The organism is Rhodococcus sp. ARC_M6, assembly GCF_022810305.1.
Classification (GTDB): Bacteria; Actinomycetota; Actinomycetes; order Mycobacteriales; family Mycobacteriaceae; genus Rhodococcus_F.
Genome location: NZ_JALGQH010000001.1, coordinates 1 through 13,700 on the forward strand (window position 1 = coordinate 1; position 13,700 = coordinate 13,700).

General features: G+C 61.2%; 13 protein-coding genes. 7 read left to right on the forward strand and 6 right to left on the reverse strand.

Features of this window, described 5'->3' with window-relative positions:
- Positions 1 to 160: 160 nt before the first annotated feature.
- Positions 161 to 1,018, reverse strand: coding sequence for a MaoC/PaaZ C-terminal domain-containing protein (locus MTX36_RS00005; protein WP_243617737.1), 858 nt, complete (start codon positions 1,016 to 1,018; stop codon positions 161 to 163).
- Complete coding sequence (gene kstD / locus MTX36_RS00010; RefSeq protein WP_243617738.1) at positions 1,008 to 2,720, reverse strand: 3-oxosteroid 1-dehydrogenase; 1,713 nt, start codon at positions 2,718 to 2,720, stop codon at positions 1,008 to 1,010. Before kstD ends, MTX36_RS00005 begins: the two co-directional genes overlap by 11 nt.
- A gap of 115 nt (positions 2,721 to 2,835) precedes the next feature.
- Here kstD and MTX36_RS00015 point away from each other — a divergent pair, with 115 nt between their 5' ends.
- The 3 genes from MTX36_RS00015 to MTX36_RS00025 are packed head-to-tail and all read left to right on the forward strand — an operon-like array spanning position 2,836 to position 5,711.
- Positions 2,836 to 4,434: an FAD-binding protein gene (locus tag MTX36_RS00015; protein WP_243617739.1), complete on the forward strand. Its 1,599-nt coding sequence runs from the start codon at positions 2,836 to 2,838 to the stop codon at positions 4,432 to 4,434.
- Between the two features lie 39 nt (positions 4,435 to 4,473).
- Entirely contained in the window at positions 4,474 to 5,226 is a 753-nt protein-coding gene (locus MTX36_RS00020) for an SDR family NAD(P)-dependent oxidoreductase (protein WP_243617740.1), read from the forward strand.
- Positions 5,223 to 5,711, forward strand: coding sequence for a VOC family protein (locus tag MTX36_RS00025; protein WP_243617741.1), 489 nt, complete (start codon positions 5,223 to 5,225; stop codon positions 5,709 to 5,711). The genes MTX36_RS00020 and MTX36_RS00025 overlap by 4 nt, the downstream gene beginning before the upstream one ends.
- On the opposite strand, the gene MTX36_RS00030 is transcribed toward MTX36_RS00025, so the two are convergent.
- The 3 genes from MTX36_RS00030 to MTX36_RS00040 all read right to left on the reverse strand — a co-directional run bounded on the left by MTX36_RS00030 (position 5,665) and on the right by MTX36_RS00040 (position 9,092).
- On the reverse strand, positions 5,665 to 7,287 hold the full coding sequence (locus tag MTX36_RS00030; RefSeq protein ID WP_243617742.1) for an FAD-dependent monooxygenase: 1,623 nt from the start codon (positions 7,285 to 7,287) through the stop codon (positions 5,665 to 5,667). The genes MTX36_RS00025 and MTX36_RS00030 overlap by 47 nt on opposite strands.
- Before the next feature lie 282 nt (positions 7,288 to 7,569).
- Entirely contained in the window at positions 7,570 to 7,929 is a 360-nt protein-coding gene (locus tag MTX36_RS00035) for a hypothetical protein (RefSeq protein ID WP_243617743.1), read from the reverse strand.
- Positions 7,930 to 7,931: 2 nt separating this feature from the next.
- Positions 7,932 to 9,092 (reverse strand): Rieske 2Fe-2S domain-containing protein, encoded by a 1,161-nt coding sequence (locus tag MTX36_RS00040; protein WP_243617744.1) that lies wholly within the window; start codon positions 9,090 to 9,092, stop codon positions 7,932 to 7,934.
- 195 nt (positions 9,093 to 9,287) lie between these two features.
- On the opposite strand from MTX36_RS00040, the gene hsaA reads away from it, so the two are divergent.
- From hsaA to hsaB, 4 genes are read left to right on the forward strand one after another with little or no spacing between them, the layout of a single operon-like run.
- Entirely contained in the window at positions 9,288 to 10,463 is a 1,176-nt protein-coding gene (gene hsaA, locus MTX36_RS00045; protein WP_308198171.1) for a 3-hydroxy-9,10-secoandrosta-1,3,5(10)-triene-9,17-dione monooxygenase oxygenase subunit, read from the forward strand.
- A gap of 11 nt (positions 10,464 to 10,474) precedes the next feature.
- On the forward strand, positions 10,475 to 11,353 hold the full coding sequence (gene hsaD / locus MTX36_RS00050; protein ID WP_243617745.1) for a 4,5:9,10-diseco-3-hydroxy-5,9,17-trioxoandrosta-1(10),2-diene-4-oate hydrolase: 879 nt from the start codon (positions 10,475 to 10,477) through the stop codon (positions 11,351 to 11,353).
- Positions 11,353 to 12,255, forward strand: coding sequence for an iron-dependent extradiol dioxygenase HsaC (gene hsaC / locus MTX36_RS00055; RefSeq protein WP_243617746.1), 903 nt, complete (start codon positions 11,353 to 11,355; stop codon positions 12,253 to 12,255). Before hsaD ends, hsaC begins: the two co-directional genes overlap by 1 nt.
- A complete protein-coding gene (gene hsaB, locus MTX36_RS00060; RefSeq protein WP_094271082.1) occupies positions 12,252 to 12,812 on the forward strand; it encodes a 3-hydroxy-9,10-secoandrosta-1,3,5(10)-triene-9,17-dione monooxygenase reductase subunit in 561 nt (186 codons plus the stop codon). Before hsaC ends, hsaB begins: the two co-directional genes overlap by 4 nt.
- Before the next feature lie 51 nt (positions 12,813 to 12,863).
- On the opposite strand, the gene MTX36_RS00065 is transcribed toward hsaB, so the two are convergent.
- Positions 12,864 to 13,700: an Abi-alpha family protein gene (locus tag MTX36_RS00065; protein WP_243617747.1), complete on the reverse strand. Its 837-nt coding sequence runs from the start codon at positions 13,698 to 13,700 to the stop codon at positions 12,864 to 12,866.

A 13,700-nucleotide genomic window follows, 5' to 3' on the forward strand; every position in this document is an offset into this window, starting at 1 on the left:
GGGTCCAGGTGCCGGTGAGGGTGGTGGCGGCGACTGCGCTGGCTCCGGCGGCTGCGGCGATGAATCCGCGGCGGGTCAGTCGGGTTGTTTCGTTGTGGGCCGTCATGGTGGGGCTACTCCATCGGGGGTTGAGAACTGCAATGAATTCGACAGGTGGATATCAAGCAAGGGTGAGAACTACATCGGCCAGGGCGGGAGTTTCACGCTCCTGCACCAATGCAGAGATCAAGAGTTGCCCTTGGTCTTTCCAGATCCGGATACTCAAGTTCTCGCCCGGAAATACTACACCGGCAAATCGGGCGCGAAATCCGGCTACCTGCGAACTGTCGCCGTCAAGCATCGTATCTACGGCGGCCTTGCAGACCATTCCGTACGTGCACAATCCGTGCAGGATTGGTGCCGGAAATCCTGCTGCGGAGGCGAATTGAGGATCCGAGTGCAGCGGATTGCGATCACCGCACATCCGGTACAGCAGAGCCTGCTGGGGGAGAACCGGCAGCAGAATCTCGGCGTCCGGCTCGCGATCAGGCAACGAAACCGACTCCGAGGGGCCACGTTCACCGCCGAATCCGCCTTCTCCGCGCGCGAAGATAGAGGAGCGCGCAGTCCACAGCGGATTGCCTTCGGCGTCGACGGTCACCGATTCCTGGACGATGACTGCAGCCTTGCCCTTATCCCATATCTCGGAAATTCGGGTTGTGGTGCGTCCGCTCCCACTAGCCGGGATCGGTTGGTGGACTGTAACTTCCTGGCTTCCGTGAACGACCTTGGCCAGATCTATTTCGATGCCGGGGAACGAAACCTTGGGAGCTTCGGTGGCGTGGAAATTGGCTGCGACTGTCGCGAAGGTTGGCAGCACCTGCGGCTTGGTGTCGTCGAGGTAGCGCAATTCGTTCGTGTCGAGCGGGCGTGCTCCGGCGCCGAGCGCGAGATGGTAGTGCTGCACGTCCGACGGGGTCCACGAAAATTCTTGTGGCGCAAGCTCTGCGCCCAGAGCGATGCTGGGATCAATTGGCATTGTCGACTCCGGCGTCTGCGGTGCTGGCCTTGGCCTTCTTCACACGATCGGCAATGTCGAGAACGGCAAGGTAGCCGAAAGTCATTGCGGGACCGATGGTTGCGCCCGGACCGGCGTAGGTATGGCCCATGACGGGCGCGCTGGCATTGCCCGCGGCGTAGAGGCCGTCGATGACACTGCCGTCTTCGCGAAGTGCGCGACCGTTGACGTCGGTGCAGATTCCGCCCTTGGTTCCGAGGTCTCCCGGAACCATCTTGATGGCGTAGAACGGCGCCTTGGTGATCTCGCCGAGGCTGGGGTTCTTCAGTCGCGGGTCGCCGTAGTATGCGTCGTAGCCGCTGTCGCCGCGACCGAAGTCTTCGTCCTTGCCGCTGCGTGCGAAACCGTTGAACCGCTCCACCGTCTCGGTCAGAGCGGACACGGGAAGCCCTGTCTTCTCGGCCAATTCGGCGATTGTTCCAGCCTTCACGACGACGCCGGCCTTGAGCCAGCGGCCGGGGAAGGGTGAGCGCGGCGTGATGCCGGCGAACGTGTAGCGGTTGCGGTAACGCTGATCGAGGATCATCCATGTCGGGATGTTCTCGCCCGGACCTTCACCCTGGCCAAATTCTCCGCCGTACATCGCATGCGTTGCCTCCACGTACGGTGCCGCTTCGTTGCCGAAACGCTTGCCGGACGTGTTGACCATCATCGAGCCGGGGAGTGTGCGCTCCGACAAAGCGAACCACGGTCCGCCAGTCAGCGGGATTGACGGACCCCACCAAGCGTCGTCCATGAAATCGACTGCAGCGCCCAGTTTCTGGCCCGCCACGATGCCGTCGCCGGTGTTTGCTTTGGCGCCGACTGTCCATTCGGTGCCGATGGGGCCGCGCTGGTACTTCTCGCGCATTTCTTTGTTGTGCTCGAACCCGCCCGAGCCGAGGACGACTCCGTGGCGAGCATGGATGACCTGCTCCTCGCCGTCGATCAGGACGTTGACGCCGCGAACTGCGCCGTCTTCGGTGTGCAGCGAGGTAAGCGGTGTGCTCAGCAGGATGGGGACACCGGCCGACTGGAGGCCGAGTCGCATGCCGGCAACAAGCGCCTGTCCGCGAACGAGGAGGTCCTTGCGGGTTGCCTTGGCTGCGAGGAATCGCATGCCGACCTTCATTGCGCGCAGCGGTCCGCGCGGGTTGCGCATCAGCAAGTTGAGCCACTTGTAGTCGGCCTGGGTGATGACGAAGTTCTTGGGTGCTTTGACGTAGTCGGGTTCGAGGTTCTTGCGGTCGGCGCCCAATTTGTTGCCGTCGAACGGGGTGGGTTCGACGCTGCGTCCGCCGACGCGTCCGCCGGGGGCTTCGGGATAGTAGTCGGAGTATCCGGGAACCCACTGCAGTTCGAGGGGGCTGTTCTTCAGGACGAAGGACAGCATTTCCGGTCCGCGGTCGAGATAGGTGTCGATCCGCTCAGGGGCGACGACGTCGCCGATGATGCTGTGCAGGTAGGAACGCGCAGCCTCTGGTGTATCGCTCACCCCTGCAGCCTGAAGTGCTTCGTTGTTGGGGATCCAGACGCCGCCGCCTGAACGGGCGGTGGATCCGCCGTAATGGGCGGCCTTCTCCACGATGACCACACTCAAACCCTGATGGGCCGCGGTCAAGGCCGCTGTCATACCTGCTGCACCACTACCGACGACGACGATGTCGTATTCCTGCTTGCTCATGTAGAACACGTTATAGAATGATGGGGGTGTCAGTCCATGCTTTCTGCCAGGAAGTATTTCCGAACGCCGTCAGTGATAACGAAACACGTTGCAGTGAAATTGAGGATGGTGCGGTGTGACCTGGGATACTTCGGTTGATGTCCTCGTGGTCGGGTTCGGGGTGGCGGGCGCCAGCGCGGCACTCGAAGCCGTAGCGGCAGGTTCGTCGGTGATGGCGATCGACCGGGCATTGGGAGGCGGCGCCAGCACCATTTCGGGTGGCGTCGTCTACGCGGGCGGCGGAACGTCGGTTCAGCAGGAAGCCGGAATCGACGACAGCCCGGAGGCCATGCTCGCGTATCTCGAACGCGAGGTCGGCGACGCGGTAGCTCCCGAGACCTTGCGGCGTTTTGTCGACGAAAGCCCCGCGATGATCGACTGGCTGGCTAGTCACGGCGTGCCGTTCGAAGCGTCACTCTGCCCGTACAAGACCTCCTACCCGAGCAACAAGTACTACCTGTACTACTCGGGCAGTGAGTCCGCCGGCGGATTCCGGGACGCGGCCAAACCTGCACCTCGCGGACATCGCGCCAAAGGTCCCGGTACGTCCGGGAAGATGCTCTACGGTCCCATGGCAAAATCGGCTGCAGCCAAAGGCGTGCAGCTGCTCGGCCAAACCCGTGCGGACCAGTTGATCATCGAAGACGGACGAGTCATCGGCGTCGAGGCATTCACGCTCCGTGATGCACCGGCAAGTGTTCGGCGTCGTCACGCCATGCTCGGCTCGATTTCATCCAAGCCTGGTGTCTACGCTCCACAGTTGCGCACGATTCTCGATGCCCGTATCCGCAAGATCGAGAAGAAGTACGCCAAAAGGATTCGCATCCAGGCTCGCGGCGGCGTGATTCTCTCTGCCGGCGGGTTCGTGTCCAACCGCGACATGATGCGGACCCACGCCCCCGCGTACAAGGGCGGAATCCCGCTCGGCACTTCCGGTGACGACGGCAAGGGAATTCAACTCGGTATTGATGCCGGCGGCGCCACCGACAAGCTCGGCAACGTTTCCGCCTGGCGATTCATCGTGCCGCCCAGCGCTTTCCTCGGTTCCCTTCTGGTGAATCCGACGGGCGAACGAATGGTCGACGAGTCGCGCTACGGCGCGGCCCTCGGCCATGCGATGGTCGAGAAGAGCAGTGGAATCGGCTGGCTTCTTGCCGATTCCGATCTGGTTCGTGAAGCGAAGGCTCAGATCCCCGATCAATCGATGTGGTTTCAGCGGATCCAGACCACGGGAATGATGCGGACCGCAGTACACGGCAACACCATTGCCGAGGTGGCGAAGAAGGCTGGTATCGACGAGGCCGGACTCCAGGCAACCGTCGACGCCCACAATGCTGCGGCTGCAAGCGGACAACCCGATCCGATGGGCAAACCAGCCGACTTCGTGCGGCCTGCGCTGACGGCGCCGTTCACGATGTACGACGTCTCGGTCAAGCCCAGCATGATGAATCCGTGCCCGATGTTGACACTTGGCGGATTGGTTGTCGACGAGAACACCGGTGCTGTGAAAAACGAAGACGGACAGGGAATTCCCGGCCTTTATGCAGCCGGTCGCAGTGCTGTCGGAATTTGTTCGAACTCGTACGTAAGCGGTCTGTCGCTCGCTGACTGTGTGTTCTCGGGCCGCCGCGCCGGACTGCACGCGGCCACTTTCTCCGACGCTCGGAAAGTCTGAAAGCCACGCGAAGCTGCGGCAGCGTCGTAAGCTCGGTGTGTGACTGACGTATTGGACGGAAAAATTGCATTGGTGACCGGCGCGTCCTCAGGTTTGGGGCGCGCCGTAGCCGAAATTCTGACCCGAAGGGGTGCGCAGGTTTTCGGCGTTGCCCGCGGCGAAGAGCAGCTTCGACAATCGATGATCGATGTGGTCGGTGCCGTTGGTGAGCAGAGGTATTCGGCTTCCGATGTTTCTGATTCCGCGCAATGTGCTGCGGCGGTTCAGAAGTGCGTCGACACTATCGGCGGTATCGATATCCTGGTCAACGTGGCCGGTTCGCACACGCTCCGCCACACGGCCGAGATTGCCGATGACGAGTGGGCACATGACCTCGCCGTGAACCTCAACGGACCGTTCTTCCTTTCTCGCGCAGCACTTCCGCATCTGCTCGAGCGCGGTGGCAACATTGTCAACGTGTCCTCGATTGCCGGGCTCGAAGGGCAGGCCTACTCCGCCGGATACTGCTCCGCCAAGCATGGACTGATCGGGCTCACCCGAGCCATGGCGATGGAGTTTACCGGGAAGACCTTGCGCGTCAACGCCATCTGCCCCGGCGGCATGATGACTCCTCAGGTCACCGGATTCACCTTTCCGGACGGCGTCGATTTCGACCTCGTGATGAAGGTTGCCTCGCCTCGTGGGCTCATGGAAGCAGAAGACGTCGCGAAGATGGTGGCGTTCATCGCCTCGGACGACGCGTCCGCGATCCACGGTGCCGTGTACTCGGTAGACAACGGGAAAATGGCATGACACCGCTGGTCTCGGGACCGATCTTCCAGATCTGCTGGGTGGTGGAGGATATTGCCGCTGCCGAGCGAGAGTTCACCGAGAAATGGGGAGTTCGGCGCTGGCTACGGTTGCCCGACATTGCATTCGGCCCCGAGACCACCACGTACCGCGGCAAGCCGGCCGAGTACACCATCGATGTGTCACTGGGCTATGTCGGAACCCAGCAGATCGAGCTGATCCAGCCGGTTTCGGGGCAAAACCTCTACACGGAGTTCCTCGAGAAACGTGGAGTGGGTGTCCACCATGTGGCCTGGGTACCCGACGATTACGAGGAAACTCTCGCCGAAGCCGGCCGTCGTGGGATGCCGATCCTGCAACAGGGCCGTGTCGAGGGTGCCGGTATGGAATTTGCGTACCTCGATGGCGGGGCCTTGGGTGGATACGTGGAACTGATGAAACTCACTCCGGAGATTCGCTTGATGTTCGACTCTCTTGTCGACGATTGAAAACTTTCGACCAGTAAGCGTTCGTCTCGGCGGGAGTTCCACGAAAACCCAGATACCCGTCGGGGCGAATGATGAAGGCGGAGTGCTGTTCTACTCCGTAGGCGGCGCAGAACTCGGAGTGGCCGTCACAAATGACCGGGAGGGTGGAGTCGGCGACCGCCGCTGCAATCACGTAGACATCCACACGGCCGTGCGTGCTTCGACGTGCTGCGGCAGCGCATTCCTCCAATCGGCTGATGCTCGTTGATGATCCGTCGGTACACAGAAGTAGTGTGTGGTTCACACCGGTGAACAATTCGAACAACCTGAACGAGAATTGAACGCCGTCGCGCTGGAGGCCCCGCGCATCGGGGGCACGCTCGCCAGGCTGAACAGCATGGCTTGTAGCCACCCGTCCGGTGTTGAGCGGGCTGGCCGGATAGTCGATCAGTAATTGCGCCTGACGACGCATCGCGGTATCGAGGGAGGGCTCGCCGGCACCGATACCTTCACGCGCATTGCGTACCGTCATTCCGACGACTTCCTCACCGACGGGACGCCTTTCGGCGTCGTAAGTGTCGAGAAGCTCAGGTGTGGCGATACGGTCGACGGCCAGCGCAAGTTTCCAGGCAAGGTTGTGGGCATCTTGAATTCCGGTGTTCATGCCCTGTGCGCCGGTCGGTGGATGAATATGGGCGGCATCGCCGGCAATGAAAACCTTTCCCCGGCTGTAGGCGTCGACGATTCGGTGGCTGATACGGAAGACAGATGACCAGCGCAACGACGACGCCGTTGTGGGTTCGGGAGACAGTCGGTCCAGAACTGCTTGAATGTGATGAAGCTGCGGAGCCTTGTCCGACGAAAATCCATGGGCGACAGCGTCAGCGCTCGCCGGATCGGGCATCAGTTCATCGGGGACGAGCATAGACATCCGATATCTCTTGTGGCCGGGCAACGGGATACAGACCAACAGATCGTCGACCGCTCCCACATTGTCGACATGGCTCGCCCGGATCGCATATCCACAGGGGACCGACCAATCTACTTCGACGTCGCCGAGCATGTAACTTTCGGCGAATGCAGCGCCCTCGAACGTCAATCCCAAACCTTTACGGACAACGCTGTGCGCGCCGTCGCAACCCACCAGGTAGCGAGCCTGCACCTCGGTTCCGTCGCTGAGGACGCACGTGACGCCGTCGTCGGTCTGCTCGAAACCGGTGAGGGCGATACCGCGCTGGATCGCCGTGCCCAGTTCGCTCAGTCTGGCGGTCAGGATATTTTCGGTCTCGTATTGAGGCAGGCCCATGAAGGTGTACGGGACGTCCTCGGGCAGCGTGAGATCTATCCGTCCCACTTCCGTGCCATTGGTGTACATGATCTGTCCGCGAAGGATGGCTGACGCGTCGAGGATCTGCCCGAGGACACCCATATTCTCGAAGACTTCGAGAGTCCGGGGTTGAATGCCAACAGCTTTGGCGTACGGGAGTGGTTTCGCGAGGGGATCGACGATCCGAAGGTCGACCCCGCGTCGGCGCAATTCGATGGCGGTGGTCAATCCGATCGGGCCTGCGCCTGCGACGAGTACATCGATATCCATAAGGACCTACTGAGGTAGGGGACTTTCACTGAAACTCAGTATGCGCGACCAACGGAGTGAATTTCCGGTTTTCAAAGGTTGTACTTTCACAGCCAGGTGCACCGCTGCTGCCAACTGATCCAACATCACGGCCCGCAGGTCCGGAACAGCTAATACGAGGTGCGTTCGCTCGCACATGGTGAATTTCTCGGACTCGGACAGCCTGGCGAACGCTATCCGGCGACTGACAACGAGAAAAGGGCCGACCCAATCGGGTCGGCCCTCACTCTGACGTAATTGTGGTCAGCTGGTTTCCGGATCCCGGACCGAAATTGTGCCGTCCACAACGGCGTCGGCGATGCTGTCGTGGAGCTGCGGGCACCCATCTTTCAGAGCCGAAGTCTGCCCCGACGCGATGGCGTCCTTGAAGGTGTGGCACCGAAGCGCCGGATCGGAGGTCCACTGAATGCTGGTGTGCTTGTACGTGTTCTTTCGAACCAATACGCAAGCGCCACAAGCTTTGCAGTCGACTTCCTGCAAACCCGAATCCAGGTATTCGTGTTTGTCTTCGACGGTCTGAGCGGCGATTGCGCCTCGCCGTGCCGGCTGCCCGGCAAAGTCCGGAGCCTTGGCCCAGCGGTAGTCACGAATCGAGGCGCTCACGATTAAACCTCTGCTTCGTTCTTTGCCGCAGCTTCGGCGGCTTCCTTCTCGGCTTTCTGGCGCGCGAGGTTTTCTTCGACCTCGAGGTGCCAGGCTTCGTTGGCTTTGGTGGTGTCTACCTCGAACTCGAAGCGTTGCGTCATCTTCTCGGTGACGTCAGCCTTGTCGACGTAGAACTGCTCGTACCAGCGTCGAAGCTGGTAGACCGGGCCGTCTTCTTCGCAGAGCAACGGGTTTTCGATCTTGGTCTTGTTCTTCCAGATCACGACGTCCTGGAGGAAACCTTCGCTGATGCCCTCGGTGAACTTGGCAGCAAGCTTGTCGGAAACCTCGTCTGTGAGGCCCGTGGGCTTCTTGACCGTGACACCCCACTGCAGCACGAAGGAATCCGGGCTGATCGGGTAGTGGCAATTGATGAGAACGCTCTCGACCTCGAACCCGCTGTAGCTGTTCCACAGGGGGTTGACCATGTACGACGGTCCGTAATACGCGGCCTCGGACCGAAGCAGGGAGTCTCCGCCGTACTGCGACGCCATTCCGATGTCGGGGCGTCCCGTGGTGTTGAGGTACTGGGTTGCGACTTCACCTTCGAAGACGTTCTTGAAGTAGGTCGGGAAGGCGTAGTGGATGTAGTAGAAATGCGCCATGTCCACGACGTTGTCGATGATCTCGCGGCAGTTGGAGCCTTCGATGACCATGGAGTTCCAGGTCCAGTCGGTCCACTCGTCGCTGTAGGCGCCTTCGATGCGCGGGATGACGATGTCCTCGGGCGGAGGATTGCCCTCGGGGTCGTTCCAGACGAAGAGCTGAGCGTTCTGCTCGAGGGTGTGCCAAGCGCGCGTGCGAGCGAGCGGGGGGACACGACGTGCGTAGGGAATCGCGGTGCATTTTCCGTTGCCGCCCCAGCGCCAGTCGTGGAACGGGCAAGCGATGGAATCGCCCTTGACCTCGCCTTGTGTGAGGTCACCGCCCATGTGGCGGCAGTAGCCGTCAAGGACCTTGATATCGCCCTTGGTGTCTGCGAACACTACGAGCTTGGTACCGAAAGCCTCGATCGCGTGCGGTTTGCCGTCTTTGAAGGTCTTCAGAAGACCCAGGCAATGCCACCCGCGGGCGAAACGGGTCTGTACCGTTCCCACGTCGATCTCGCGAATTTGCGCCATTGTGACGTCACATCCCTTCATGCTGTTAATAGAACACGTTATAGAACGAACTTCAGTTTCGCTAGATATCGGAGGTACTTGTTACAGCATTGCGGCTACAAACGAGACCTTTGTCGACGTCTCGACAGAAAAGAGAACGTGTTCTAGTCTCAAGTGTAAGTGAACCATCCGATCGGGAAAGACAGGAGCGTCGAAGTGGATAACCATGACAGCCACGAGGTGATGCAGAGGCTCGACGCACTGCTGCCGGCACTGCGTGAGCGGGCACAGGAAGCAGAGGACCTTCGTCGAATTCCCGACGAGTCCATCAAGGCTCTGCAGGAGACGGGCTTCTTCCGACTCCTGCAGCCGAAGCAGTGGGGCGGATACGAAGCCGATCCCACGCTGTTCTACTCGGCAGTGAAGAAGATTGCCAGTGCCTGCGGATCGACAGGTTGGGTCTCCTCGATTATCGGTGTGCACAACTGGCACCTTGCTCTCTTCCCTCAGCAAGCGCAGGAAGACGTGTGGGGCAACGACTCTGACGTCCGCATCTCGTCCTCCTATGCACCGATGGGAATGGGCGAAGTTGTCGAGGGCGGCTACAAGGTCAACGGCGCGTGGGCCTGGTCTTCGGGCTGCGACCACGCAAGTTGGGTCGTACTCGGCGGACCGGTCATCAAAGACGGTCGACCCGTCGACTTCGTGAGCTACCTGATTCCTCGCGAGGACTACCAGATCGACGACGTCTGGAACGTAGTCGGCCTGCGCGGAACCGGCTCCAATACCGTTGTGGTCAAGGATGCTTTTGTCCCGTCGCACCGCGTTCTCAGCTTCCGTGCCATGAGTGAACTGACCGCTCCGGGCCTCGAGAACAACACGGCTCCCGTATACAAGATGCCGTGGGGAACCGTTCACCCCACCACGATTTCCGCGCCCATCGTCGGAATGGCATACGGCGCGTACGAAGCCCACGTCGAGCATCAGGGCAAGCGCGTTCGTGCAGCCTTTGCCGGCGAGAAGTCCAAGGACGACCCGTTCGCGAAGGTTCGTATCGCCGAGGCTTCCAGCGACATCGATGCAGCCTGGCGTCAGCTTGTCGGCAACGTCGCCGACGAGTACGCGTTGATCCTTGCCGGCGAAGAGGTTCCGATGGAACTGCGTCTGCGCGCCCGCCGCGACCAGGTGCGCGCCACGGGTCGTGCCATCGCGTCGATCGACAAGCTCTTCGAGAACTCCGGTGCCACGGCGCTGCAGAACGGCACGCCGATCCAGCGCTTCTGGCGTGACGCACACGCGGGCCGTGTTCACGCAGCCAACGACCCCGAGCGCGCTTACGTCATGTTCGGCACGGGCGAGTTCGGCCTTCCGATCACCGACACGATGGTCTAAAGGGAGACGCAGTGACCACCACCGAAGAATCACTCACCTACGAGTCCACCTCGCGTTTCGCGCAGGTACGCCCCGATCTGAAACTGCACTTCCACGAAGCCGGCGTCGGTAACGACCAAACCATCGTGCTGCTGCACGGCGGCGGACCCGGTGCATCGTCGTGGTCGAACTTCGCACGCAACATTCCGGTGTTGGCGAAGAACTTTCACGTCATCGCGGTTGATCAGCCCGGCTACGGTCAGTCCGACAAGCCGACCGAGCATCCGCAGTACTTCGCGCACAGCGCGTCGGCGCTCAACGATCTCCTGGACACTCTCGAGATCACGGGACGCGTAGACCTACTGGGTAATTCGCTCGGTGGTGGCGCTGCGGTCCGCTTTGCGCTCGACTACCCGGATCGCGCCGGACGGCTTGTCCTCATGGGCCCCGGCGGACTCAGCGTCAACCTCTTTTCGCCGGATCCCACCGAGGGCGTCAAGAACCTCGGAAAGTTCAGCTACCAGCCGACGCGCGAAAACCTCGAAGCGTTCCTGCGCATCATGGTTTTCGATCAGAAGCTCATCACGTCGGAACTTGTCGACGAGCGGTTTGCCGCTGCCAGTACGCCGGAGTCACTTGCCGCAACCAAGGCGATGGGTAAGTCCTTCTCCAGCGGCGACTTCGAACTCGGCATGCTCTGGCGTGAGGCGTACAAGCTTCGCCAGCGGGTGCTCCTGATCTGGGGTCGCGAAGATCGCGTCAACCCGCTCGACGGTGCGCTGGTCGCACTCAAGATGATTCCGCGTGCGCAGCTTCACGTCTTCGGCGGCTGCGGACACTGGGCTCAGCTTGAAAAGTTTGACGAATTCAACCGGCTCGCAACCGATTTCTTGCTCGACGGAGGTAAGTGATGGGTATTCGTTCACTGGCATACATGCGCATCGGGGCCACCGACATGGCCGCATGGCGTGACTACGGCCTCAAGGTCCTCGGTATGAACGAGGGCAAGGGCGTCGACGCGAATTCGCTGTACCTGCGGATGGACGATTTCCCGGCGCGTCTGGTCATCGTTCCGAACGAGACGGATCGACTTCTCGTCTCGGGCTGGGAGACCGCGAATGCAGCGGAACTGCAAGACATTCGTGATCGTCTGTCCGCTGCCGGCGTTCCCTTCAAAGAGGGCACAGCGGAGCAGTTGAAGGACCGGCGCGTCGTCGAACTGATCGCATTCGAGGACACCTCGGGTAACTCCCTCGAAGTGTTCCACGGTGTCGCGCTTGAACATCGGCGCATCGTCAGCCCGTACGGACACAAGTTTGTGACGGGTGAGCAGGGCCTCGGCCACGTCGTACTCACCACCGACGACGACGACGCTTCGCTGCGGTTCTACCGCGACGTCCTCGGATTCACGTTGCGGGACTCGATGCGTCTGCCACCGCAGATGGTCGGCCGGCCCGCAGACGGAGATCCGGCCTGGCTCCGGTTCCTCGGCTGCAACCCACGCCATCACAGCCTCGCGTTCCTGCCGTTCCCCAACCCGACCGGCATCGTGCACCTGATGCTCGAGGTGGAGAACTCCGACGACGTCGGGCTGTGCCTGGACCGTGCGCTGCGCAAGAACGTCAAGATGTCCGCGACGCTCGGGCGCCACGTCAACGACGAAATGTTGTCCTTCTACATGAAGACTCCGGGCGGATTCGACATCGAATTCGGCTGTGAGGGACTCGAAGTCGAAGACGAAAGCTGGATCGCGCGCGAAAGTACGGCAGTAAGTCTGTGGGGTCACGACTTCACCGTCGGACTGAAGCCGTGAGTACCCCCGCGCTCGACCCACGGCAGTTCCGCACAGTTCTGGGTCAGTTCTGCACCGGCGTCACCATCATCACGACAGTTGACGATGGTGAGCCCGTGGGCTTTGCCTGCCAGTCTTTTGCCGCGCTCTCCCTCGATCCGCCACTGGTGTTGTTCTGCCCCACCAAGGGTTCTCGATCCTGGGCGGCAATCGAGAAGACCGGCAAGTTCGCTGTCAACGTGTTGGCAGAAGAGCAGCAGTCCGTGTGTGCACGTTTCGGCTCGCGTGAGCCGGACAAGTTTGCCGGTATCGACTGGACTCCTTCACCATTGGGTTCACCGATCATCGACAACTCGCTGGCACACATCGACTGCACCGTCGAGACCGTCCACGACGGCGGCGATCACTACGTCGTCTTCGGTCGCGTCTCGTCGATGAGTGAGATCAAAACCGAACGCCCGCTGCTGTTCTACCGCGGGCAGTACACGGGTATCGAGCCGGACAAGACCGTACCGGCTCAGTGGCGGGACGATCTGGAAGCGTTCCTGACCACCATCACGGAAGATACCTGGCTGTAGAAGCCTTTGCTCACTGCGCGCCTCGTGGTTCCATGAGGCGCGCAGTGCTGTTTATACGCTCGGTTGAGCGTTCGGCAACGAGAAGCAGGTGTGGCAGAAGTCCTCGCCGAATGCCGTCAGCACGATGCTGCGACGCACGATCTTGTTGGAACGCCCAGCGCGGCGGACGGCGTCGAGCACTGAAGGTTGCACCTCGACCACCTGGTATCGGTTGGCTTCGACAGGTTCGCGGGAGAATGACACCAGCCCCAGTCGATGCAGGTTGTTGAGATAGGCATTGGTGCGATCCAGGTGCCGGCAGCCGGCCAGTTCGCCGATCATCGACAATCCCTCTTCGATCATTTCCGATCCCACGCCAAAGGGCCGAGCAGTACGCACATCGACGCTCGGTTGTGCACCGGAGATGGCGAGCAGCCTCAGGATTCGCGCTTCGTCGGGAGCTGTTTCGTCGAGGATCCGGTCGTAGGCCGGGTGGAGATCGTCGCTCTCGGTGACGTCGGCGGAGCGGTCGAGCAGGTTGTCGCCGCGCAGGCGCAGGGCAGCGAGGGCTGATTCGGCGCTTTGCTTGCGAGAGGGCCGTGCCATCATCGCTGACCGTAGGTTCTCGGATCGGGAAGGTGTTTCGCCGGTGGGACGCGGCTGGATATTGGCGGATTGGGCAGCCTCTGCGGCCGCTTCCGTCGCAGCTTGAACGATCTGCCGGGTGGCCTCTCGCGCTGTGCCGAAGGCCCATCCTGTCAGCTTCAGCGACGTGAGCGTGGTGGTGGCGGTCAAGCCGACAAGGCTGCGGATGAGTCGCTTCTCGACGGACTCTTCTGATGCCATGTCGGTATCCCATTCGTCGGCGGGTTCGTCGAGTATGAATCGATGATCGTGTTGTTCAGTCAT